The sequence below is a fragment of the Noviherbaspirillum album genome (assembly GCF_035916955.1).
Taxonomy (GTDB): Bacteria; Pseudomonadota; Gammaproteobacteria; order Burkholderiales; family Burkholderiaceae_D; genus Noviherbaspirillum; species Noviherbaspirillum album.
This window is the reverse complement of sequence record NZ_JAWIIV010000008.1, coordinates 45,408-69,093: the sequence shown is the minus strand read 5'-3', so window position 1 is coordinate 69,093 and position 23,686 is coordinate 45,408. Positions and strand designations below refer to the sequence as shown.

Sequence of the window (23,686 nt, the reverse complement as noted above, 5' to 3'; positions counted from 1 at the left end):
GCATGTCCGATCAGCCCGTGGTCGCAGTCGAGCGGCTGCGTTTCCAGTGGCGCGGCGCGACCGCGCCGTGCCTCGATGTCGACAGCCTGCACCTGCTGCCGGGCGAGCGCGTCTTTCTGCACGGCCCCAGCGGCAGCGGCAAGAGCACCCTGCTCGGCCTGCTCGGCGGCGTGCTGCTGCCGAAGAGCGGCAGCGTGCGCCTGCTCGATACGGATCTCGCGGCACTCTCCGGCCGCGCGCGCGATCGCTTCCGCGTCGACCATGTCGGCTTCATCTTCCAGCAGTTCAACCTGATTGCGCATCTGCCGGTGCTGGACAATGTGCTGCTGCCCTGCCGCTTCTCGCAGCGGCGCCATGCGCGCGCCGCCCGGGAGCGCGGCGTGAAGGACGAGGCACGCCGCCTGCTGGACGCACTCGGACTCGGCGCGTCGGTGCTGGACAAGCCGGTAACGCAGCTCAGCGTCGGCCAGCAGCAGCGGGTGGCGGCCGCGCGGGCTCTGATCGGGCAACCGGAAATACTGATCGCCGACGAACCGACCTCGGCGCTCGATGCGGAGCGGCAGGCGGATTTCCTGCAGCTGCTGCTGCAGGAAGCGGCGGCGGGAGGCGCCACCATTCTCTTCGTCAGCCATGACCGCCGGCTCGCAGCGCACTTCAGCCGCGAACTGGCGCTGGCCGAGGTCAACCGGGCAAGCACGCAACGCGCAGAGGATGCCGCATGAAGCATCTTGCCTATCTCGTATCGCTCGCCCTGCACAGCGCCTGGAACCGCCGCCTCACCCTCGGCCTGGTGATGCTGACGGTGGCGCTGAGCGTGAGCATGCTGCTCGGTGTCGATCGCGTGCGCCGCGACGCCCGGGACAGCTTTGCACAGTCGGTGTCGGGCACCGATCTGATTGTCGGCGCGCGGACCAGTCCGGTGCAGCTCATGCTCTACTCCATCTTCCGCATGGGCGAGGCCACCAACAACATCGGCTGGGACAGCGCGCAGCGGCTCGCCAGCCATCCGCTGGTTGCCTGGACCATTCCACTGTCGCTCGGCGATTCGCATCGCGGCTATCCGGTGCTCGGCACCACGACGCCATATTTCGAGCACTTCCGCTACGGCGATGCGAGGACGCTGGAATTCGCGTCGGGCAAGCCGTTCGCGCAACTCTTCGACGCAGTGCTTGGCGCGGACGTGGCGGAGCGCCTCGGCTACCGCCCGGGCGACAAGATCTCGCTCACGCACGGCATGCGCGATGTTTCTCTGAGCGAACACGGCGACAAGCCCTTCGTCGTCACCGGCGTGTTGCGGCGCACCGGCACGCCGGTCGACCGGACCGTGCATATCAGCCTGGAAGCGATGGAGGCGATCCATCTCGACTGGCAGGGCGGAGCGCGCATGCCGGGGCTAGACATTCCCGCCGAGCACGTGCGCAAGTTCGATCTCACGCCCAAGCAGGTGACCGCGGTGCTGGTCGGTTTGAAATCACGCGCGGCAGTATTCCGCATGCAGCGCTTCATCAATGAATTCCGCGACGAGCCGCTGCTGGCAATCCTGCCCGGGGTGGCGCTCGACCAGCTCTGGCAGGTGGTCGGCGTGGTGGAGCGCAGCCTGCTGCTGATCTCGGCGCTGGTGGTGCTGGTGGGCCTGTGCGGGCTGGTGGCCGTGGTGCTGGCCGGTCTCAATGAACGCCGCCGGGAATTGGCGATCCTGCGTTCGGTGGGCGCGCAGCCGAGGGATATTCTTGTCATGCTGGTGATCGAAGGCTTGCTGCTGACCATTATCGGCTGCTGCGTCGGCGTGCTGCTGCTGGCCGGCGCAAGCGCGTTGCTGGGGCCGCTGGCCGAATCGCGCTTCGGCCTGGCGCTGCCGCTGCGCCTGCTGGCCCCGGAGGAAATGCCGCTGCTGCTCGCGGTGGTGGGCGTCGGCCTGCTGGCCAGCCTGGTGCCCGGTTACCGCGCCTACCGCCTGTCGCTGGCGGACGGACTCACGCCGCGGCTTTGAATGCAATATGAACAGATCGTGCGGGCACAATCCGCATTGTCGACCCCCATCACTCTCAGGAGAAACATGATGAAAGCCCTGCCCGCCCTACTTTGCTGCGTCATGCTGGCTGCCAGCACCCCTTCGCTTCATGCGCAGCAGGACAAGTCCGACTACAAGGTCGGCGAGCGCCTGCCGCAGCCGAAAGCGCCGGCCGCCATGCAAGCCTACAAGGAACTGACCTGGGAAGGCCTGGTCCCGAAGAACTGGGATCCGTCGCAGATGATGAAGGGCCTGGACCTGAGCAGGCTCAGCGACAGCGATCCGCGCGCGATGGAAGCGCTGGAGAAGATGCGCAAAGCCTGGAGCGAAGCGCCGGTGGAGCCCTCGCTCAATGGCGCGCGCGTCCGCATCGCCGGCTTCCTGGTGCCGCTCGATGCGAAGCGCGGTCAAGTGAAGGAATTCCTGCTGGTGCCCTACTTCGGCGCCTGCATCCACACGCCGCCGCCGCCCGCCAACCAGATCATTCACGCAGTGGCGGTCAAGCCGCTCAAGGAAGTGCAGGTGATGTCGGCGGTCTGGGTCAGCGGCACGCTGGAGACGGCGCGCAGCACCACCGAGTTCGGCGATTCCGGATACCGGCTCAAGGCCGACATGCTGGCGCCATATCAATAAGCAAGACAGGAGAAATCAAATGCGCTTCACCGCAGTACTCATCATGATCGCCGGCCTGGCCGGAGCCGCGCATGCCGCCGATGACCCGGCACATGCCAAGACCCTGATAGAACAGCACAAGGCCATCGCCGCCGCCCACCTGGCGGCGGCGCAATGCCTGGCCTCCGGCAAGAGCGAGGAAGCCTGTCATCAGGAATTGAACAAGACCTGCAAGCAGCTGCCGATCATTGGACCGCTGTGCGGCATGCGCAAGCACCGCCATTGAAACGCGCGCTACACTGCGGCCACGCCACTTCAGGATATTAAAGCCATGTCACAACCCGACCGATTCGTTATCCGTCGTCTCCGCGGCGATGATTCAAACCTGATGAGCGGCCTGCTTACGATGTTCGGGAATGCCTTCGACGATCCGGACACCTACGGCGGCAAGCGGCCCGGCAAGGATTACATGAGCCGCCTGCTCGACAGCGACACGTTCATTGCGCTGGCGGCGGTAAAAGACGGAGAAGTCGTCGGCGGACTGGCTGCCTATGTGCTGACGAAGTTCGAGCAGGAACGCAGCGAGGTCTACATCTATGATCTCGCGGTGTCCGCCGCGTACCGGCGGCAAGGCATTGCCACCGCACTGATCGAAGAACTCAAGGCGATATCGGCGGCGCTGGGAAGCTACGTCGTTTTCGTGCAGGCCGACTACGGCGACGATCCTGCGATTGCCTTGTACACCAAGCTGGGCGTGCGCGAAGACGTCCTGCACTTCGACATCCCGATCAAATAAAGGCCCGCTGGGCGTGTCCCCACCGGCTCTCTGCTACTCCCTGCTATTGACGAAGATCATATGCCATCATGGCATTCTTCTTGCATGCCTGATGAATGTGTCAGCCAATGCAAGGAGAATGTATGCATGCGGAAATCACTGCTTACCGCGGCAGGCTCATCATCACGTTGCTGGCGAATCGCTCGATTCCCGGCGAAGTCCTCAGCTCGCAGGACAACCCGCGTTTCCCGGGCCAGTTGATATGCGACACGGCCCGTCATCTCGGCGTCTCGAAAGAAGCGCTGCGCTTGCTGCGCAGGCTGCCGGCCTGCGGCAAGGAAGCCGCCGATCTCAACTGGTTCCAGCTCGAAGAAGGCACGCCGACGTTTTTCTGGCGCGGCGGGCGCTACGCGGTACTCTCGCCGGAGTACTGCTGCGTGGCGAAAGAGTTCGACATCAGGGAGCATGTCAGCATTCCCAACCGGGTTCCCGCCGGCGCCCGAGCGCAGCTTGATGCGCTGCCGCGCGTGCAGAAACCGAAGGTGGGAATGCTGACCGGTCTGGCGCTATAGGCCATAGGCTGGCGGGCATCATGGCGCAGCGCTGACTTACGCTGGCCATGTGACCTGACAGCTTATCTGCCGCGGCCCATGCCTGGGCCTGCTGGCGCACGACCGCGACCAGGCTGCCCTGGGCGAGTTCGATATCGACCAGGTGCAGGCCCCATTCCTGCTGCAGCCGGTCGCCGAACGCGTGACCGCACTGCACGCACTCCGCAGCCGCGATCGCTTCGGGACTGGCGAACGGCGCATCCGGATTGCGGGCCAGCCGTGCGGGCGCGGCATGCCACTTCCGCCGGTGCGCATGCCGCTTCCGGCATGCAATCACCTTTGTAAAAAATGGAAAGGGATAAAGAAGGAAATTGCCTCGGCCGCTTCGGAATCAAACTGGTGCAGATTCAATGCAGCCGGTGCTTGAGATCCGAGATCGCGCCATGCGCAGTCTGAACCGCCTTCTGAACCTGGTCATCGAGATTGCTGGCTTGCTTGCAGGCCTGCATCGCCCGGTCGCCGAGTTCTTCGAGATGATCCACGCAATCGAGGATGCGCTGATCATTCTCTTCGCCGGTGACCATGGCAGCGGCCTCGCCGGTCTCCCGCTCAAGTTCGCCGATGCAGTCCCGAAGCGCGTCGGGAACGTTGTCGGTGGTCTGGCAAAGCTGGGCCGCGTTGCGGACATGCTGGTCAATCTTCGGCAACTGCTCTTTTGCAAGCTTGGTTTGCATGGGACTCTCCTGGTTGGACTGGACTCATCATTCGCGTCTGCAACGGCACGGGCAATGCCATTGCAGCCACGGGCTTGTTTGTCTACTCGCGTCCGTCCGAGTTCCTGTGGTTCCCTTATTCCCTTCCTTCCAACCCTTCCCATTGCAACATCGCTCACGCCGCGTGCGCGCCCATGATCTGCCCGCCTCCGTAACTGCCCTGCTCCGGCGCGTCGCCGCCGGGCAAAATGCGTATCGCGCAATACTTGAATTCCGGGATCTTGCCGAAGGGATCGAGCGCCGGATTGGTCAGCTTGTTGATGGCTGCCTCGTAGTAACAGAACGGCACGAACACCGCGCCGGGCGGCGTGCCTTCGTCTGCGCGCGCATACAGCGACACCTTCCCGCGCCGCGATTGCAGCGTGATCAGTTCGCCCGCACGCACGCCGATCTGCGCCAGGTCGAGCGGATGGATCAGCGCGACAGGATCAGGCTCGATCGCGTCGAGCACCGTGGCGCGCCTTGTCATGCTGCCGGTATGCCAGTGTTCGAGCTGGCGGCCGGTGATCAGCACGTTCGGATATTCGGCGTCCGGCTTTTCCGCGGCGGGAATGATATCCGCCGGGACGAAGCGGGCCTTGCCGCTCGCGGTGGGAAACTGTTCGGTAAAAACCACCGCCTGGCCCGCGTCGCCTTCCTGCGTGCAAGGATAGGTGACCGCATGCTCGCGCTGCAATCTTTCCCAGGTGATGCCGCCGATAGTAGGCATGCTGCGCCGCATTTCATCGAACACCTCGGAGACGTCGGCGGTGTTCCATGCAAGGCCGATGCGCATAGCGATCTGCTGGATGATCCACAGGTCCTGGCGCGCATCGCCGGGCGGATCGATCGCTTGCCGGCCCAGCTGCACGAGGCGGTCGGTGTTGGTGAAGGTGCCTGTCTTCTCTGGGAAAGCGGAAGCCGGAAGCACCACATCGGCGAGGTAGGCGGTTTCGGTGAGGAAGATATCCTGCACGACAAGAAAGTCGAGCGCGGCCATCGCTTCGCGCGCATGACTGGCATCCGGATCGGACATCGCCGGGTTTTCGCCCATCACGTACATGCCGCGCACCTTGCCCTCGGTGATGGCGTTCATCACTTCCACCACGGTGAGGCCGGGTTGCGGATCGAGCGGCACGCCCCACAAGGCTTCGAACTTTTGACGCGCGGCGGGATTGTCGACGCGCTGGTAATCCGGAAACATCATCGGGATCAGCCCGGCGTCGGATGCGCCCTGCACATTGTTCTGGCCGCGCAGCGGATGCAGGCCGGTGCCGGGCCGGCCGATCTGGCCGGTCATCAGCGCGAGCGCGATCAGGCAGCGCACATTGTCGGTGCCGTGCACATGCTGCGACACGCCCATGCCCCACAGGATCATCGAGCCCTTTGAGCTCGCATACAGGCGCGCCACCTCGCGGATGGTTTCGGCGTCGATACCGCAGACCGGCGCCATGCTTTCCGGGCTATAACCATCGACATTCTGCCTCAGCTCCTCGTAGCCGATGGTGCGCGATGCAATGAAGCCCTCATCCACCAGGCCTTCATGCACGATCACGTGCATCATCGCATTGAGCAGCGCGACGTCGGTATCGGGCTTGAACTGCAGGGTGCGGTGCGACAGGCGCGCCAGGTCCGAGCGGCGCGGATCGGCGACGATCAGCTTCGTGCCGTTCTTCACCGCATTCTTGATCCATGTGGCGGCGACGGGATGGTTGACCGTGGGATTGGCGCCGATCACGATCACCACTTCCGCCTTCGTCACATCCATCACCGGATTGGATACCGCGCCCGAGCCTATGCCTTCGAGCAGCGCCGCCACCGACGATGCGTGGCAAAGCCGGGTGCAGTGGTCGACATTGTTGCTGCCGAAGCCGGTGCGCACCAGCTTCTGGAACAGATAGGCTTCTTCATTGCTGCCCTTGGCCGAGCCGAAGCCGGCCAGCGATTTCCCGCCATGCGTATCGCGGATGCGGGTCAGCTGCCGGCCGACGAGGTCGAGCGCTTCTTCCCATGTCGCTTCGCGGAACACTTCCATCACCCGCTCCGGGTCCATGGCCATGTCAACGCGCTTGGGCGCATCGGCACGTCGGATCAGCGGCCTGGTCAGCCGCTGCGGATGGTGCGCATAGTCGAAGCCGTAGCGGCCCTTCACGCACAGGCGCTTGTGGTTGGCCGGGCCGTCTCGGCCTTCGACGTAAAGTATCTTGTTGTCCTTGACGTTGTAGGTCAGCTGGCAGCCGACGCCGCAGTAGGGGCAGACCGAATCCACCATCTTGTCCGGCACCGCGAGCGCCGCATCGCGCGCCGGCATCAGCGCGCCGGTCGGGCAGGCCTGCACGCATTCGCCGCAGGCCACGCAGGTCGACGCGCCCATGGCGTCGTCCATGTCGAACACGATCTTTTCGCCGCTGCCGCGATAGGCCAGTCCGATGACGTCATTGACCTGTTCGTCGCGGCAGGCGCGCAGGCAGCGCGTGCACTGTATGCAGGCATCCAGGTTGACGGCGATTGCAGGATGGCTGAGATCGGCAGCAGCCCTCGCACGCGGGGCGAAGCGCGGCTTGCCGAGGGCCAGTTGTTCCGCCCACCGGTCGACTTCATTGTGCCTGGTGTATTCGGCTTCGGGCATGTCGGACTGCAGCAACTCGATCACCAGCTTCTGCGCCCTCACCGCGCGCGCGCTGTCGGTCGTTACTTTCATGCCGTTGCTCGGATGGCGACAGCAGGACGGCGCCAGCACGCGCTCGCCGCCGATTTCCACCACGCAGGCGCGGCAATTGCCTGCGGTGTCAAGGCCGTCCATGTAGCACAGGTGGGGAATCGCTATGCCTTCCCGCCTCGCGATCTGCAGGATGGTTTCGTTCGCGCCGCCGGAAACGGTGCGGCCATTCAGCTCGAAACTGACCGTTGGCGTATCCTGCAGCAGCTGTTCATGACGGAGAATGGCATTCATGATGTGGCGGCTCCAGGCTCGTTGAACTCATGCGGGAAATACTTGATCACGCAGTCGACGGGATTCGGCGCGGCCTGCCCCAGGCCGCAGATCGAGGCGTCGCGCATGACCGCCGAGAGATCGGCCAGCAATTCGATATCCCATTGCGGCGCTTGGATCAGGTCGAGCGCCTTGGCGGTGCCGACGCGGCAAGGCGTGCACTGGCCGCAGGATTCGTCCTTGAAGAACTTCATCATGTTGCGCGCCGCCGCGCTGGCGCTGTCGTGGTCGGACAGAACGATCACCGCCGCCGAACCGATGAAGCAGCCATACGGCTGCAGCGTATCGAAATCGAGCGGGATGTCGTTCATCGCGGCCGGCAGGATGCCGCCGGAGGCGCCGCCGGGCAGGTAGGCATAGAACCGGTGCCCGGGCAGCATGCCGTCGCAATACTCGTCGATCAATTCCTGGATGGTGATGCCGGCGGGCGCGAGATGCACGCCCGGCTTATTGACGCGGCCGGAGACCGAGAACGAGCGCAAGCCCTTGCGGCCGTGGCGGCCATGCGAAGCGAACCAGTCGCCGCCCTTTCGCAGGATCTCCGGCACCCAGTACAGGGTTTCGAAGTTGTGCTCCAGCGTCGGCCGTCCGAACAGGCCGACCTGCGCCACGTAAGGAGGACGCAGCCGCGGCATGCCGCGCTTGCCTTCAATGGATTCGATCATCGCCGATTCTTCGCCGCAGATGTATGCGCCGGCGCCGCGCCGCAGATGGATTGCGGGCATGCCGCTCATCGGCGGATCGGCCATGAGCCTGTCCAGCTCGGCGGCGAGCAGCTCGCGACAGCCGTGGTATTCGTCGCGCAGGTAGATGTAGATGGCTTCGATGCCCGCTGCCCAGGCGGCGATCAGCATGCCTTCGAGAAAGCGATGCGGATCGCGTTCGAGATAGGTGCGATCCTTGAACGTGCCGGGCTCGCCTTCATCGATGTTGACGGCCATCAGGCGCGGACCTGGCTCGTCGCGCACGATGCGCCATTTGCGGCCGGCCGGAAATCCCGCGCCGCCCAGGCCGCGCAGGCCGGAATCCTCCATCGCCTGGATCACCGCCTCGACGCTGCGTGCGCCGGAAACGCATTCCTTCAGCACCCTGTAACCGCCCTGCCTGAGATAGGCCGCAAGGCCGGTATATGCGCCGGGCGTATCCTGCGTCCGTCCGGCATTGACCGCCGCCACGACGTCCCCGGCGCCGGCTCTCGCCACCGGATGCTGCCCGACCACGGCCACCGGCGCCTGTTCGCAGCGGCCGACGCAAGGCGCCGCGACCACCCGCACCTCCGCGCCCAGCAAGCCGGGAAGCCGCTCCAGCAGATCGCCAGCGCCGGCCATCTCGCAGGACAGGCTTTCGCAGACACGCACCGTCAATGCAGGCGCCTGCGGCGCGGCGCCATCTCCATTGTGCGCATCATGCCGCACCACGTCGAAGTGATGATAGAAGCTCGCCACTTCATACACCTCGGCCTGGCTCATCCGCATTTCCTGCGCCAGCGCGGCGAGATGCGCGGTGGACAATTGCCGGTAGCGATCCTGCAGCAGATGCAGATGCTCGATCAGCAGATCGCGCCGGCGGGGCAGGTCGCCGAGCAACTGCCGCACGTCGAGCAACGCAGCCGCATCGACCTGGCGTCCTTTCGGCGCCTGGCGGCGGCGATGCCGGCTGGGCGCCGAAGGCTGGATGGGAATGACTCGCTGGTCCATGGTATGGGTTCGATCCGATGGTTTTAGCCGCAAATATGCAATTCCTTACATATCATAAGCTGGCTTTTACACTATTCTCTCGTTCTGCACAGACAAGAATCCCGGCGGTTTCGGATGCCGTTAATCACCCCCTTCTCCCGCATGCGGGAGAGGGGTCGGGGGTGAGGGCGGTAATGAAACCACATGAGGTATTGCTACTACCCTCATCCCCTGCCCTTCTGCACGAAGTGGCTTGTAAGCCACTTCGGCTATGGCAGCGCAAACCATGGTTTGCGAAACCCTGCCTCCGCCCCGCCTGCGGGAGAAGGGAGCCAACCGCATCAGCCTTCCATTGCAAAGCCTTGTCCAATACGTCTCCTCCGCGACTTTAACAGACCACCTCCGCCCCAGAAATATGTATCATTTTGCATAATGCTGAAAATCACCCTCTCCCCTTGCTGGCATGCCGGAAAATCGCAGCCCGGCACCCCCGCCCAGGTGATCGATACCTCGTTGCTGATCCGGCTTCTCACGCATATCGACTCCCTCGGCTCGATCGCTTCCGCCGGCCGGGCCATGCAACTTTCCTACCGTCATGTCTGGGGCTTGCTGCGCGAGGCCGAGGAGGTATTCGGCGCGACGCTGATCGTCAAGCGCCCCGGGCATGGCACGCGCCTGAGCGATCTCGCCAGCGCGTTGCTGCAGGCCGACCGACGCATCCATGCGCGCCTGGCGCCAACGCTGGAATCGCTGGCATCCGAGATTGAAACGGAAATCCGCAAGGCTCTGCCCGCGCCTCCGGCCGCGCTGCGCCTGTTCGCCAGCCACGGTTTTGCGGTGGAAAGCCTGCTGGCCCTGATGCGCTCGCGTGAGCTTCCGGTGGAAGTGCGTTACCGCAACAGCACCGAGGCGCTCGCCGCGCTGGCCAATGATGAATGCGAGCTCGCCGGCTTCCATGTGCCGGTTGGCGAGTTCGAGCGGGAGGCGCTTGGCCAGTACATGGCATGGCTGTCTCCCGAACACATGCTGATTGAACTGGCAACGCGGCGCCAGGGCCTGTTCGTCGCCCAGGGCAATCCGAAAGGCATCGCGGGCCTGCCGGATTTGGTGCGCAGCGACGTGCGCTTCGTCAACCGCCAGGCCGGTTCCGGCACGCGCATGCTACTGGAACTGATGTTGAAGAAACAGGGATTGTCCGCGCAAGGCATCAATGGCTTCGAGACAGCCGAGTTCACCCATGCGGCGGTGGCTGCCTATATCGCCGGCGGCATGGCCGACGTCGGCTTCGGGGTGGAGACGGCGGCAGCGCGCTTCGGGCTGCGGTTCATTGCGCTGGCAGAGGAACGCTACTTCTTCGCGGTCAAGAAGAAGGCGCTCGATCTGCCAACGGTAACGACGGCCATCGGTCTATTGCGTTCGGAAGCTTTCCTGGCGGCAGTATCAGAATTGAAGGGATACGATGCCTCGGCGACGGGCAGGGTGATCGGCGTGGAGGAAGCGTTTTCGGCAGGCCGGGGGAAACCGGAATGACGGGAATGACGGAAATAACGACGGGAGGCAAGGCTTGTGGCGAGGCGCGGGAGGAATTCATAGCGGGGCTATGGATGACGAGTGCAACGCGGCCAGACGGAAAAGGACGCGACCTCATGTCATGGAATGACTTGGGATTGGTTTTGGAACAACTATCAATATGCCGCTTACCTTCGATACGTTCAACCGTTGCAAAAGAGAGTATTTCGTTCCTTTGTTAAATGCCCTAGATTTGCCAGTTCCGGATTTCTTCTATAGAAGCAGCCTTATTTTTATCGGCATCAACCATGTCGAAATCTTTAAGTAATAGTGAAAACGCTTCCACCGAAGCCCGATCATCCAAAAAAACCTCCCCGTCCGCAAAAATAATCACATTTTCTTTCGTCTTATCAAAAACCTTATGATGATTAATTGCATAATGAACCTCATCAATTTTAAACTGTTTATCATTGCTATTAGAGGATCCTTTATTGTCTTCCAAAAGTGCCACCAGACGCTCCTTGGCCTGCTGCTTCGTTGTCGATACAGACTCTGCGGGAGGCGTCCAATGCCCTTCTTTATTACCATGTAGACTCAATGAATTCCTAATAGCATCATTGATATCTTTTACGCCGACAACACCATCATGAGTGGCGCTCGTGCCGGCATCCAGCCTGTTAAACAATCCACCCTGCAACTTTGCAAACATTGCGCCATCTTGAGCGTTCACCTGAATGACCCGGTCGCCGAAGGTCACCGTCCCCTTGCTATTTGCCTCCGAGAGGTGCTCGCTGGTGATGAACGGCTCATTGTTCCTCTTCATGAAATTCCTTAACGCCATTGCAGCCTGATAATCCGTCGGGTTAAGGTTACCTCCTTCATCCTCTCTAAATTTCGGCACATTAAATGAGTCCGGGTCGAAGTTATGAGTCTTGCGGCCGACTGGATCAGGCATATTGCTCTCCTTGTAATGGCAAATCGAAATCAACCCCAGCCACGACTGAATAGATAGGGGATATGACGGTCGAGCCATCGGCTCTTCTGGTGTGAGTGGCCGGCGGCGCAGATGAGTTCCGGCTCAGGTCAGCATGCATTGGCCGGCCCGCCATGACTTAGAGGGACCAGGGCGGCTCGGAGACGGGCACGCGCATGCTGCTCGAGCTGATGCTGAAGAAAGATGCAATGCCAGCGCATGGCATCAATGGCTTTGAAACAGCGGAATTCACCCATGCGGCGGTGGCTGCCTATATCGCCGGCGGCATGGCCGATGCCGGATTCGGGGTGGAGACGGCGGCGGCGCGCTTCGGGCTTCATTCCGCTGGCAGAGGAGCGCTACTTCTTCGCGGTCAAGAAGAAGGCGCTCGATCTGCCGACGGTAACGACGGCCGTCGGTCTATTGCGCTCGGAGGCTTTTCTGGCCGCGGTATCGGAGCTGAAGGGATACGATGCCTCGGCGGCGGGCAGGGTGACCGGCGTGGAAGAAGCGTTTGCGGCAGGCCGGGGGAAACAGGAATGACGGAAATGACGACAGAAGGCTGGGCTTGTGACGAGGCGCCTTTGATAACGGCACACGCGCCTGCGTGTTCGCATTAAATGACATGCGTGCATTGGCAGATCATATAAAGCTATCGACGTAGCGAAAGCAACACCTGATCGCTTTCGGTATGACTTGATGCCTGAAAATGATGGACGTGTCCAGCATGGATTTTTTAAGAAGCACCGGGGCAACGAAACGCCGCTCAACTGCCGTTGCTCGTCAAGCGGCGTGCGCTCGAGGCCGCAGTTGCGCCGCTTGATCGATAGCTGTGACCTGACTGCTTTACAGTTTCTCCTTAACTTATTTTCATGCCGTATCGCCTGCGGTGGATACTTTCAACTTTCGCAGATGACAGTATTTCGTTCACTTCGTTAGACTCACTAGACTTTCCACTTCTTAATTTCTTCTAAAGTAAGAAAAAACTCATCTCCTCCTGAATTAAGATTTTCACTATCGCCGATATTAACTTTATCAAAGTCTTTGCGTAACAATATTAATGCTTGAATCACTTCAGGGTCGTCTATACCATCTTTAAAACGAGTCTCGAACTTATGAAAATTGATTGCATTCTCAAGGATTTCACGGCTGATTACTTTATTATCCTTGCTTGAATAATACGGGACTAGATGATTGTCCTTATTTTCGTCCATATACTTCAACAAATGCTCTTTAGCCTGATGCGGCGTCATTGATAGTGACGCTGTTGGATCCTTCCAATACCCCTCTTCCGACGTCTTGTCACCATGTAGCTTCCATGAAGTCTTAATAGACTTGTCAATATCTCTTCCGCCGACCACACCATCATGAGTATCATTATCGCCGGCATCCAGCCTATTAAATAGACCATCCGACAGCTTCTTAAACATCGCCTTCTCTTTATCATTCAGCTGAATGGCCCGGTCGCCGTTGGCCACCGTGCCTTTTTCATTTCCCTCCTTGAGTTGGTCTTCGTTGAAAAACAACATGTCATTCCTCTGCATGAAATCCTTCAACGCCACTGCCGCCTGATAATCCGTCGGGTCAAGCTTGCCGTCCTTATTCTTCCTGAATTCCGGCACCTTGAAATTGTTTGGGTCATAGTTAGACGTCTTGCGGGTAACGGGATCGGACATGATGTTCTCCTTTAACTTGCGGGTCGGGATCGACGCCGTCCCCGGTTGAACGCGTGGAGGCGAATGACAGCTGAACCATCAGCACTTATGGTTGTGAGTGGCGCGCGGCGCATATGAGTTCCGGGTCAGGCCAGCGAGCATTGCAGGCACGCCATGACCAGGAGAGATTCAAAGCGACGTCGTCAGCTTCGACTTCCGGTACCGACACCACCTTCAGGCGTATGCCGGCGAGGGTCTCCTACAGGTGCGGCATTTCCTCGCGCAGGGCTTCGGGCGTGGAGAAAGCGTTTCCGGCAGGCTGGGAATGACGGGAATGACGGGAATGACGACAGAAGGCAGGGCTTGTGGCGAGGCGTATTTAATAACGCTGCACGCGCCAGCGTGCCCGGATTGGGAGATGATGCAAAGCTATCGACGTATCGAAAGAATCCTCATCGCTTTTGACATGACTTGATGTCTGGAATGATGGGCGTGTCCGACAGACTAATTTCCAAGGAAGCCCCGATACGAAAAGATGCTGCTCAATAGCCGTCGCTCGTCGAGTATCTTGCGCTCAAGACCGACGTTGCGTCACTTGACCGGCAGCTTTGGCTGGACTGTTTCCACAGGCCCTCCTCAACTTTCTATCATGCCAAATCGCCTGCAGTCGATACTTTAAAATTTTGCAGATGAGAGTGCTTCGTTCATTTCGTTAGACGAGCTAGATTTTCCAGTTTCTGATTTCCGTATAACTGATATACCCATCTTTATCAGCATCAACCTTATCTGAATGTTTAAGGAACATCACAGCTGCTTGAACCAATGTGGGGTCGCCGGTCTTGAGGTCGTCCGTTCCACTTACATTAGCTATCCATTCAAATTTTCGTAGATACAAACCGCCACCACGCTCTTTATAGAACGCTTGTATTCTTTCTTTGGCTTGCTGCTCTGTTATTGAGAGTGATTCTGCCGGATCCGTCCAATACCCCTCTTTCGACGTAGATTGACCATGCAGCTTCCATGGAGTCTTAATAGCCGTATCAATATCTTTTCCGCCGACTACACCATCATGGGTCCCATTATCGCCGGCATCCAGCCTTCTAAATAGGCCATCCGACAGCTTCTTGAACATCGCCTTCTCTTTATCGTTTAGCTGAACGACCTTGTCGCCGAAGGTCACCGTCCCTTTATTGTTCGCCTCCCAGTGGTGATCACCGTTGATAAACAACACGTCATTCCTCTGCATGAAGTCCTTCAACCCCACCGCAGCCTGATAATCCGTCGGATCAAGCTTGCCGTTCTTATCCTTCCTGAATTCGGGCACCTTGAAATTGTCCGGGTCATAGTTATGGGTCTTGCGGGTGACGGGATCAGGCATGTTGCGCTCCTTGAATTGGCAAGTCGAAATTAACCCCAGCCACGGTTGAGCAGGCAGAGGACAAGGCGGGCGAGCCAATGGCTCATATGGTTGTGAGTGGCCGGCGGCGCAGATGAGTTCCGGGCTTTCATCCGTAGGTAAAACCGGGATCGCTCCTCTTGGGTGAGAGGTGTGTAGCGCGTTCCGGGCAATTGAGACCTGGCGGTCTTGGGGTGCGGATGCTACCGCATTTTGCCTTCCGCCTTATACCAATCCCAAGTCATAACATGACAAATGAGATCGAAGAATTTTTTCGCCTGGCGAGGCCGAGGTGCGGATCAGGAATCCATAGCGGGCTATGGATGACGAGCGCAACACGGCCAGACGGAAAAAGACGCGATCTCATGTCATGGAATGACTTGGGATTGGTATTAGTTCTTCAAGTTGCACTTCCAAGTTGAATCCGCGTCATGCCAAATCGCCTGCTGTCGATACTTTCAACTTTCGCAGATGACGATATTTCGTTTACTTCGTTAAGCGCCCTAGTAGGGTGAGCTGGAAATTTGTTGAAGACAAATGGGGCGAAATCGTGTTGAGGCAGGGAGAAAGGCACAGCAAGGCCGCGCCCTTGTAAGCATTTTGCGAGCATTTTTGACGCAGTATCGGCGCGATCCTCGTCCGCATTTGACCTACAAATTTATAACTCGCACCATTAGACTTTCCAATTCTTGAGTTCTTCTAAAGTCAGGTTGCCATTCTTGTCAGTATCAACGTTATGGAAATCTTTATGCAACAACACAAATCCTTGAACCGCTGTAGGATCATCAAGATATTTATCGAATTCATTCTTCTTCAGATCCGCTAATCTTTGACGATTGACCGCACTTTCAATCGTGCCACTGCTGAATGTTTGTTCTCCCTTAGGATCTCTCGCTCCATGGCCTTTTTCCATCAACTCCACCAGACGCTCTTTAGCCTGCTGCTTCGTCGTTGATACCGACTTGTTTGGATCCGTCCAATACCCCTCTGACGACGTCTTGTTACCATGCAGTATCCATGAATTCCTAATGGCTTTGTCAATATCTTTTCCGCCGACCACGTTATCATGAGTCCCGTTATCGCCGGCATCCAGCCTGTCAAGTAGGCCATCCGACAGCTTCTTGAACATCGCCTTCTCCTGGTCGTTCAGCTGAACGACCCGGTCCCCGAAGGTCACCGTGCCCTTACTGTTCGCCTCCCATTGGTGGTCTCCGTTGACAAACAACACGTTGTTCCTCTGCATGAAGTCCTTCAACCCCACTGCAGCCTGATAATCCGTGGGATCAAGCTTGCCGTCCTTATCCTTCCTGAATTCCGGCACCTTGAAATTGTTCGGGTCATAGTTATGGGTCTTGCGGGTGACTGGATCAGACATGATGCTCTCCTTTAATTTGCGGGTTGGGATTGACGCCGACCTCGGTTGAACGCGTAGCGGAAAATGACAGCCGAGCCAATGGCTCATATGGTTGTGAGTGGCCGGCAGCGCAGATGAGTTCCGGGCCGGGTCCGCAAGCGTTGCAGGACCTCCATGACCGGGAGAGATCAGAGTCGACAGGTTCGGCCCAGGCGCGACAAAGGGGCTATGCCATGTCGTGGCGCCAGACCAGCATGTTCCAGGTCACGCCCACCCGCACATCGGTCTTCAATGTCACGAGCTCGCGCGACAGGAAGGCATTGTCCCGGTCCTTGCGCAGCCGCTCGCCGAGCGCGTCCTTGAGAATGCCGGCGCCGTTCATCACGCCTTCGAGCGTCCGGTAGGACTGCAGCAGCCTGGCCGCCGTCTTTTCGCCGACCTTCTGCACGCCGGGAACGCCGTGCGCCCTGTCGCCGACCAGGGCAAGGAAGTCGGCCAGCATGTCCGGCCCCACGCCGAAGCGCTGCTCCACCCAGGCGCGGTCGTGCGCCTCCGACTTGAAATGGTCCCACAGTACCGCACCCTGTTCGATCAGCACATGCAGGTCCTTGTCGGTGGAGGCGACGATGGCCTGCCCCCTGCCTTCGCCCAGCCAGCGCAGCACCACGGTGGCGATCACGTCGTCGGCTTCGACCTCCGGCACCGATACCACCATCAGGCCCATGTCGGCGAGAGCCTCGTACAGATGCGGCAGTTCCCCGCGCAGGGCCTCGGGCGTGGAGGCGGCGTTCTTCCGGTAGTCGGGATGGAGGGCATGGCGCCAGGTCGCGCCGCCGTGGTCGAAGGCGGCCAGCGCATGGGTTGGCCGGTGCGTGGTCAGCAGGCGCTGGAACGAGGCGATGGAATTCCTGACGGCGGTCTCCGCCTTGTGCGCGGAGTCCGGTTCCGGGCTGGCCTCATAAACCCGGCGGACAATGTTCAGGCCATCGATGGCGAGGAGCTTGTGCATGACGGGCAGTTTAGCGCATCAGGCGGTGCCACTTCACAGGATACGTTGTCCGCACCCGAAAACGGACGCAGGCAGCCGCGTTCATGCCGGCTGCCTGCAAACTTCAGGATGTATTGGAAGGGCGACTCGGGGAATGGCGTTCCGCGGAGCGGGAACCGCTAGCGCAGGCATGCCGGACTGGTCTGCCTGCGCATATCCCGGCAGACGATCAGTATCGCCGACGTCGCCATCTGGCCCGACAGCTTAGAGGTTACTGGCCGGCCAATCGTAGTACTGCTCGATATCGCCGGAGCCAATCAACCCGTCCGTACCATTGGCACCTTTATCAACGCCGTGTCGCTGCCCCTTCGATTTATCGATGTCGCCGAAATGATCAGCGTAGTATTGCAGAAGAGCTTTCTTAGCCGGATCTTTTTCCAAGTCAGCGGCGCTGCGAACATCCTCGGGTCTAAGCCACTCGCCCGTGGCGCCGCTCTTCTCCTTGATGTATTTCACCACGCCATTCGGGCCTCCGAACAGATCTCTCAGTCTGGTTTTGGAATTCTCGAAGTCCACTGGCGCATTCGGGTTGTTTTGTCTTCCAAGATCGCCATTCCATCCAAAATATTTCTCAATGTCGGTCGCACCAATCAAGCCGTCCGTGCCCCTGGCATTAGCACCATATCGCTGCCCCTTCGTCTTGTCGATATCGCCGAAATAATCGAAAAAGTATTTCAGGTCGGCCTTCTTGACAGGATCTTTCTCCAGGTCCATGGCCATGCGAACGTGATTGGGAGTAATGTAGGTGTCCGTAGTGCCGCTTTGCTTCTTAATATAATCTACCAAGCCATTCGTGCCGCCGAATCTTTCAAGGGCTGCTGTCTTCGCATCTTCGAAGCTCCGGGGTTTCGTACCTGGATCGGTGGTGTTATTGGTATTGTTGTTATTGGTGTTGTTATTGTTATTGGTGTTGTTATTGTTATTGTTATTGTTATTGGTGTTTTCTACCACCGCGGCCGAATAGCCGACGCCGTTGCTATTGCTATTGCTATTGCCATTGCCATTGCCATTGCCATTGCCGTTGCCGTTGCCGTTGCCGTTGCCGTTGCCGTTGCCGTTGCCGTTACTGTAACTGTTACCGTTACCGTGGCCGCCATGATAGTGATGGTGGTGGTGATGATGGTGATGAGCATCGTCGTCGCCATGTCCGCCACCACCGCCGCCACCGCCACCGCCACCACCTCCGCCGCCGCCGTACTGATTGCCAGTCAAATACGACAGCAGCGAATAGAGCAGATCGAGAAGTCCGCTTGTCGAATTTGATGAGGACGAAGTAGTGGGTGATCCCGGTGGCGGGCAACTGCAGTTGTTCAAGTAAATATTGATGTCGTTCGGGTGCTGCGACGATTTGCTGAAGTTCGATACGGGCGGATTCGTGGTGATCACGATCTGCGGCGGAATATTGAAATTCGACGTAGTGGGTATGTTCACGATTTCCTCTTGTGATGTGTGATGTCTCTGAACAGATGCAAAGTTTGCGGAACAAAACCGGCTGGCCGCGTGGCGATCCGCGCCTGCTCGGGAAATCAAAATTCAGGTCGGCCCCATGTCATGAGCTTAATGGTGAGTGGTGCCGTACACTGCTTAGTTCCCGGTCGCCACGATGCCTCCGTCATCGGGTTTTTCCCCGGCCGCACCTACTCTTTATCCGCATTCCGTTACAGTTCAATCATGCCCACCGGCTGTACCCGCGCATGTTGGGTCAGCTCGGAAAACGCGAACACTGGCACCGCAAAGAATTCCTCCTCTATGAGTTTGCGTACCGAGCGGCGGATATCCGCCGCCGTGACCAGGACCGGGGGCAGTGCCGGGGTGCCTCCGGTGCCGGCCAGTTCGCCGAGCCGGTCAAGGAAGGCCTGCTCGATTTCCGGCGAGAGGTCGAGATACGTGCCCTGGCTGGTCTGGCGCATCGCTTCGCGCAGCTGTTCTTCGACTTCAGGCGACAGCAGCACCACTTCGATCAGGCCGTCACGCGCCACCTCATGGCAAAGCTGGCGCTTGAAGGCAAGCCGGACGTAGTCGGCGATCACATCGGCGTCGCGCTCCTTCGGCGCCCATTCCAGCACCGTTTCCAGCATCAGGCGCGCGTTGCGCAGCGAAACGCCTTCGCGCGCCAGGCGCTGCACCACTTCCGACAGGCGCGGCAGGGTGACGGTCTTGGTGACTTCCTTGCCGAGCTCCGGAAAGCGGCGGTCGGCCCAGCGCAGGAAGCGCTGCACCTCGTGCACGCCGACGAACATCTGGCAGTTGCGCAGCATCTCGACTTCGACGTCGGCGGCGAACACGTTTTCCCACGGCATGAACTTGATTCCCGCGGCCTGCAGGTTTTCGGCCTCGGAAATCTTGACCCAGACGCGGTGGCGGCGGGTGCCGCTGATGTTTTCCTCGACGGCATCGAAGCCGAGTTCGCGCATCCGTTCCACCGTTTCGACGACCGCCACCTCGCCGAAGCGGATCTCGACATCGATCAGCGGCACTTCCGACATCATGAAATAAACCCGTCCCTCGGGCACGGAGTCGTGGAATTCGAAGTCGATGGGCTGCAGGTCGGGAATGCCCTTGCTTTCCAGAACCGCGTTGCGCATGAGCCGAACCGCCGTGGTGATCGCCGGTACTGCCATGCTGTTCGATAGTGCGGTCGAGTAGCGCACCACGAAGGGGCGAGTGGCGGCGAATGCGGTGAGATCAACTATGCGCGCATTCTTGGATTCCTCCACGGCGGCACGCTTGTTCATTTCCGCGTCGGCCAGCGGCTTGAGCATGCCGACCGCGCCGGCAATCGCAAGCCCCAGGGCCAGCAGGCCGAAAACGGCAAGCGGCATGCCTGGAATGATACCGAACAGCAGCATGATGAAGGCCGAGGTCAGCAGCGCCTTGGGACGGCCGAACAGTTCGCCGACGATGGCCTGGCCGATATTGGTTTCCTCGCCTTCCTTTTCGTCGCCGTCGTCGCTCACTCGGGTGGTGATCATGCCGGCGGACAGGGAAATCAGCAAAGCGGGAATCTGCGCGATCAGCGCATCGCCGATGGTCAGGATGGAGTACACCTGGATCGCCTCGCCGGCGGTCATGCCGCGCTGCAGGACGCCGATGGCAACGCCGCCGATGAGATTGACCGCGACGATCAGGATGCCTGCGATGGCGTCGCCCTTGACGAACTTCATCGCGCCGTCCATCGCGCCGTGCAGCTGGCTCTCCTTGCTCAGTTCGGCGCGCTTGCGCTTGGCGTCTTCGGCGGTGAGGAGACCGGAGCGCAGGTCGCTGTCGATTGACATCTGCTTGCCGGGCATCGCGTCCAGCGAGAAGCGCGCGGCCACTTCCGAGACGCGCTCCGAACCCTTGGTGATGACGATGAACTGCACCGCGGTCAGGATCAGGAACACCACCATGCCCACGACGAGGTTGCCTCCGACCACGAAATTGCCGAAGGTTTCCACGATATGTCCGGCATAGGCTTCGAGCAGGATCAGGCGCGTGGTCGCGACTTCGATTGCAAGGCGGAACAGCGTGGTGAGCAGCAGTACCGCGGGAAAGGTGGAAAACGCGGTCGGCCCCGGCATGTACATCGACACCACGACCATCAGGCCGGCCGCGCAAAGATTGAACGCGATGAGGATGTCGAGCAGCCACACCGGCATCGGCAGCACCAGCATGAGCACGATGGCGATCACCACGCCGGCAGCCGCCAGTTCGGCGCGCTTTGCGGCCTGATTGGCGAACTTGTTGAGCTTGATGACAAGGTTGAGCAACATGAAAACGTCCTGGTCGGGTTTCAGGCGTTTCCGCCGGCGGCATGCTTGGCCTGGAGTTCTTCCCGGCGCTTGACGAGCAGAACCCACTCCTTGCACTGGCTCTGTTCGAGCGCGGTCCGGGTCTGCTCATCCAGCGGCTTCAGCAGTTCCACCGCGGCATAGGCATACATCAGGCGCAACCGGGTGTCCTCCGGCCAGAGCTGGATGCAGCCGCGCGCGAGGTCATAGGCATCTTCCACCTGGCGGGTGTTCAGGTGCCCCCAGATGAGGCCGATGGCCAGCGTCAATTCCGGATCGGCATAGATCTGCCGCTTCTTCTTGGTTCTCATGCCGCTTTCACCTTTCTTGCCTGCAGTTCGATTTCGCGTTCCACTTCGTTCATTCGCATCTGTTGCAGCCGCAAACGCCATTGCACCGCATCCTCGACGACGGCGATCGCCGCCAGGCAGGGGGCGCGCTGCTTTTCATCGAGGGTGAGAGAATGCTCCACCAGCCTTTTCTGCAGGCCGCGCATGGTGTGCACCGGGTCGCCGCTCCATGCGGGATTGGCCACGGTGAGCGCATCGCCGATGAAGCGCGTCAGCGCACTGATCGGACCTGCGTCGGAGTCGCTCCGCTCCGGCGGCATCGACAGCTTGGCTTCCGCCGGTTCCAGCTGCAGCAGCGATACCGAGGGAACCTCGAACTGCTCGGGAATACTGTAGATGCCAACCGAATCGGCGGGCGCCCCTGCTCCGCCGCCGCGGCGGACGGTGTTACCGGCGACGGCGCTCACGACAACAGCTCCTCGGCGGCGTGCAGGTCTTCGGCCGACAGTGGCGCCGTGTCACCGCCAGGATCGATGCCGGCGATGCGTCGCAGGACATAGACGCTTCCGTCCGCCAGCATCGCCGGCAACCAGGCGCCCATGCGGGGCATGTCGCCGCTGCGCCGCCGCAGCAGGTCTTCCAGCCAACCGGCGGATGACTCCCCGGCGCTTCTGCCCAGGCCGATCAGCGCCGCACTTCCCATCGGGTAGACCAGCAGTTGCCGGCCGTTGGTGAGGTCCTGCCGGGCGACGGCATTTTCCAGGAAGGCCGCTCTGATCATTTGCGCCAATATGTTTTCCATGCTCACGTCCCTGTTTGCTTGTTATTGCTTGTTATTTCGGTACGGATGCCCTTGCCTTGCCCATCCGCTCATCCCCTGGAGCGGACCGTGGGGCGGGTCGTGGTGCCCTGCATGCGCTCCGTGTTCTTTTCGCGCAGCTCGGCCTCCCGCTTCTGTTCCGCGGGAACAGAAGCAGGAGGCAACTTCGCATCCAGTTCCCGAACCTTGTCGCTGAACTCGGCCAGTACCGCTCCCATGACGCCGGCATCCTGCGGCCACACCGACGGCGGCAGGTCCGCCAACGCCTTGCGAATGCTGTTCCAGGCATGGCTCTGGCGACGGTCGGACAGCGACTTCAAGTCGATGATGGAGTCGGCCAGTTCCACGGCATGCTCCCTGCCGCCGCCAGCCATTCTCATCAGCGTGATGGCCAGATCCACCGATCCCTGGCCGTCGCGCAATACGACATTGAGTTCGGCAAGGTCCCTCATCAATTCTTTCGCCTTTGCATGGCAGCTTTTCACGGTGGTGAATGCCCGGGTGTCCGGCAACGCCATCAGCGGCGGCTCGCCGGCGACACGCTGGCTTCGGACGGACAGGTTCTTCGTAATCTTCTGGCCCAGCTGCGAGAGCGCGTCGGCAAACTCGCCGGCGCCGAACGTGTCCCGGAGCCGGGTGGCTAGATCGATCGCCGACGGCGGGCCGAAGGTGTTTCCCGTCCTGGCCGTGCCGAACCATCCGCGCACCGCATTGACGGATGCCTCTCCCAGCGAGCGCAGCAGCGCATGCATGTCGCCGGTCGCTTCCAGCCCTTCGCGGATCGCCGCACCATGCTCCTTGTCGAGGTCGCCGAGCAATCGGAGCAACTGCTTGCGCGGCGGTGCCTTGTCTTCATCGGACTGTTCTTCTTCGTCGAGCTTCTTCAGCGCCTTTTCGAACAGCCGATAACGCTCCAGCGGATCGTGCTGATCCCTCAAGTCCTGTTGCAGGTTGTCGGAACTGTCTCCGTTCTTGAGCCGGCTCAGAATGCTGCTGGCGGCCTTGTCGAGCAAACTTTCCTCACCCTGTCCGGCCTTTGCGTCTGCCGGAGGCTGCGGGCCGCGCTGGCGGACGGCCCCGCGTGCCGGCACATTGTTGCTTCGCTGCTGGTTCTGCGTGGCGCCGCCCGGCTGCGGCTGCCTGGCCTGGCGCGCATGCGCCTCACGGCCGTGCACCATGCCGGCGAGTTCATGAAAGGCGGCGTGCGAAGTCAGCTGCATCGCGCCCAACGCTTCGGCACCCTTCCCGATAGCAGCCTTCAAGGCGGCGGCATCCGGCACATGGTGTCCATCCTTGACCGGATGCATGCCGTGGGACGAAGGAGGTTGCTGGAAGGGGGATTTGACAGACATGTTCATGTTCAATCTGTGGCAGGCTGAAAGAACATGGTTCCATACGGCAATTTTTATGGCGGCCTGCGGCTTGGCGCCGCCTTCAGGTAAAAAGAAATTCATGATCAGGGGCGGAGATGGAACCCTTGCATGCCTTTCGCCACTCAGCCG

The 23,686-nt window shown here is 60.3% G+C and carries 23 protein-coding genes; 8 read left to right on the top strand and 15 right to left on the bottom strand.

The window, feature by feature from the left end:
• Positions 1-2: 2 nt before the first annotated feature.
• From RY831_RS11595 to RY831_RS11570, 6 genes are all read left to right on the top strand, one after another.
• Positions 3-722, top strand: a complete 720-nt coding sequence (locus tag RY831_RS11595; RefSeq protein WP_326506503.1) for an ATP-binding cassette domain-containing protein — start codon at positions 3-5, stop codon at positions 720-722.
• The gene (locus RY831_RS11590) at positions 719-1,990 is read left to right on the top strand and encodes an ABC transporter permease (RefSeq protein ID WP_326506502.1); all 1,272 of its coding nucleotides are present in this window, start codon (positions 719-721) and stop codon (positions 1,988-1,990) included. The genes RY831_RS11595 and RY831_RS11590 overlap by 4 nt, the downstream gene beginning before the upstream one ends.
• Before the next feature lie 66 nt (positions 1,991-2,056).
• Positions 2,057-2,644, top strand: coding sequence for a DUF3299 domain-containing protein (locus RY831_RS11585; protein WP_326506501.1), 588 nt, complete (start codon positions 2,057-2,059; stop codon positions 2,642-2,644).
• A 19-nt stretch (positions 2,645-2,663) separates the two neighbouring features.
• Positions 2,664-2,909 (top strand): hypothetical protein, encoded by a 246-nt coding sequence (locus tag RY831_RS11580; RefSeq protein WP_326506500.1) that lies wholly within the window; start codon positions 2,664-2,666, stop codon positions 2,907-2,909.
• Positions 2,910-2,954: 45 nt separating this feature from the next.
• Positions 2,955-3,419 carry an AAC(3)-I family aminoglycoside N-acetyltransferase gene (locus tag RY831_RS11575; RefSeq protein WP_326506499.1) on the top strand — a complete coding sequence of 155 codons (465 nt, stop codon included), beginning with the start codon at positions 2,955-2,957 and terminating at the stop codon, positions 3,417-3,419.
• Between the two features lie 122 nt (positions 3,420-3,541).
• Positions 3,542-3,970, top strand: a complete 429-nt coding sequence (locus tag RY831_RS11570; RefSeq protein WP_326506498.1) for a hypothetical protein — start codon at positions 3,542-3,544, stop codon at positions 3,968-3,970.
• A gap of 386 nt (positions 3,971-4,356) precedes the next feature.
• Here RY831_RS11570 and RY831_RS11565 read toward each other — a convergent pair whose 3' ends face one another.
• From RY831_RS11565 to RY831_RS33220, 4 genes are all read right to left on the bottom strand, one after another.
• Positions 4,357-4,683: a hypothetical protein gene (locus tag RY831_RS11565; RefSeq protein WP_326506497.1), complete on the bottom strand. Its 327-nt coding sequence runs from the start codon at positions 4,681-4,683 to the stop codon at positions 4,357-4,359.
• A gap of 154 nt (positions 4,684-4,837) precedes the next feature.
• Positions 4,838-7,654, bottom strand: a complete 2,817-nt coding sequence (fdhF, locus tag RY831_RS11560) for a formate dehydrogenase subunit alpha (protein WP_326506496.1) — start codon at positions 7,652-7,654, stop codon at positions 4,838-4,840.
• Entirely contained in the window at positions 7,651-9,249 is a 1,599-nt protein-coding gene (locus RY831_RS11555) for an NADH-ubiquinone oxidoreductase-F iron-sulfur binding region domain-containing protein (RefSeq protein WP_437126261.1), read from the bottom strand. Before RY831_RS11555 ends, fdhF begins: the two co-directional genes overlap by 4 nt.
• A complete protein-coding gene (locus tag RY831_RS33220; protein ID WP_367576089.1) occupies positions 9,243-9,344 on the bottom strand; it encodes a hypothetical protein in 102 nt (33 codons plus the stop codon). The genes RY831_RS11555 and RY831_RS33220 overlap by 7 nt, the downstream gene beginning before the upstream one ends.
• Positions 9,345-9,801: 457 nt before the next feature.
• Between RY831_RS33220 and RY831_RS11550 the strand changes: the two genes are divergently transcribed.
• Entirely contained in the window at positions 9,802-10,899 is a 1,098-nt protein-coding gene (locus RY831_RS11550) for a substrate-binding domain-containing protein (protein ID WP_326506494.1), read from the top strand.
• Between the two features lie 226 nt (positions 10,900-11,125).
• On the opposite strand, the gene RY831_RS11545 is transcribed toward RY831_RS11550, so the two are convergent.
• Positions 11,126-11,833, bottom strand: coding sequence for a hypothetical protein (locus RY831_RS11545; protein WP_326506493.1), 708 nt, complete (start codon positions 11,831-11,833; stop codon positions 11,126-11,128).
• A gap of 194 nt (positions 11,834-12,027) precedes the next feature.
• Here RY831_RS11545 and RY831_RS33215 point away from each other — a divergent pair, with 194 nt between their 5' ends.
• Positions 12,028-12,471, top strand: coding sequence for a substrate-binding domain-containing protein (locus RY831_RS33215; protein WP_367576087.1), 444 nt, complete (start codon positions 12,028-12,030; stop codon positions 12,469-12,471).
• A 324-nt stretch (positions 12,472-12,795) separates the two neighbouring features.
• On the opposite strand, the gene RY831_RS11535 is transcribed toward RY831_RS33215, so the two are convergent.
• The 10 genes from RY831_RS11535 to RY831_RS11490 form a co-directional block, all read right to left on the bottom strand.
• Positions 12,796-13,527, bottom strand: coding sequence for a hypothetical protein (locus tag RY831_RS11535; RefSeq protein ID WP_326506491.1), 732 nt, complete (start codon positions 13,525-13,527; stop codon positions 12,796-12,798).
• A 700-nt stretch (positions 13,528-14,227) separates the two neighbouring features.
• Entirely contained in the window at positions 14,228-14,884 is a 657-nt protein-coding gene (locus RY831_RS11530; RefSeq protein ID WP_326506490.1) for a hypothetical protein, read from the bottom strand.
• A gap of 691 nt (positions 14,885-15,575) precedes the next feature.
• Positions 15,576-16,277, bottom strand: coding sequence for a hypothetical protein (locus tag RY831_RS11525; protein ID WP_326506489.1), 702 nt, complete (start codon positions 16,275-16,277; stop codon positions 15,576-15,578).
• A gap of 205 nt (positions 16,278-16,482) precedes the next feature.
• Positions 16,483-17,265, bottom strand: a complete 783-nt coding sequence (locus tag RY831_RS11520) for a 5'-3' exonuclease (protein WP_326506488.1) — start codon at positions 17,263-17,265, stop codon at positions 16,483-16,485.
• Positions 17,266-17,508: 243 nt separating this feature from the next.
• A complete protein-coding gene (locus RY831_RS11515) occupies positions 17,509-18,735 on the bottom strand; it encodes a hypothetical protein (protein ID WP_326506487.1) in 1,227 nt (408 codons plus the stop codon).
• A 227-nt stretch (positions 18,736-18,962) separates the two neighbouring features.
• Complete coding sequence (sctV, locus tag RY831_RS11510; RefSeq protein ID WP_326506486.1) at positions 18,963-21,056, bottom strand: type III secretion system export apparatus subunit SctV; 2,094 nt, start codon at positions 21,054-21,056, stop codon at positions 18,963-18,965.
• A 20-nt stretch (positions 21,057-21,076) separates the two neighbouring features.
• Positions 21,077-21,385 (bottom strand): hypothetical protein, encoded by a 309-nt coding sequence (locus RY831_RS11505; protein WP_326506485.1) that lies wholly within the window; start codon positions 21,383-21,385, stop codon positions 21,077-21,079.
• Positions 21,382-21,831, bottom strand: a complete 450-nt coding sequence (locus RY831_RS11500; protein ID WP_326506484.1) for a hypothetical protein — start codon at positions 21,829-21,831, stop codon at positions 21,382-21,384. Before RY831_RS11500 ends, RY831_RS11505 begins: the two co-directional genes overlap by 4 nt.
• Positions 21,828-22,166 carry a hypothetical protein gene (locus RY831_RS11495; RefSeq protein WP_326506483.1) on the bottom strand — a complete coding sequence of 113 codons (339 nt, stop codon included), beginning with the start codon at positions 22,164-22,166 and terminating at the stop codon, positions 21,828-21,830. Before RY831_RS11495 ends, RY831_RS11500 begins: the two co-directional genes overlap by 4 nt.
• A gap of 68 nt (positions 22,167-22,234) precedes the next feature.
• Entirely contained in the window at positions 22,235-23,536 is a 1,302-nt protein-coding gene (locus tag RY831_RS11490) for a hypothetical protein (protein WP_326506482.1), read from the bottom strand.
• Between the last annotated feature and the right edge of the window lie 150 nt (positions 23,537-23,686).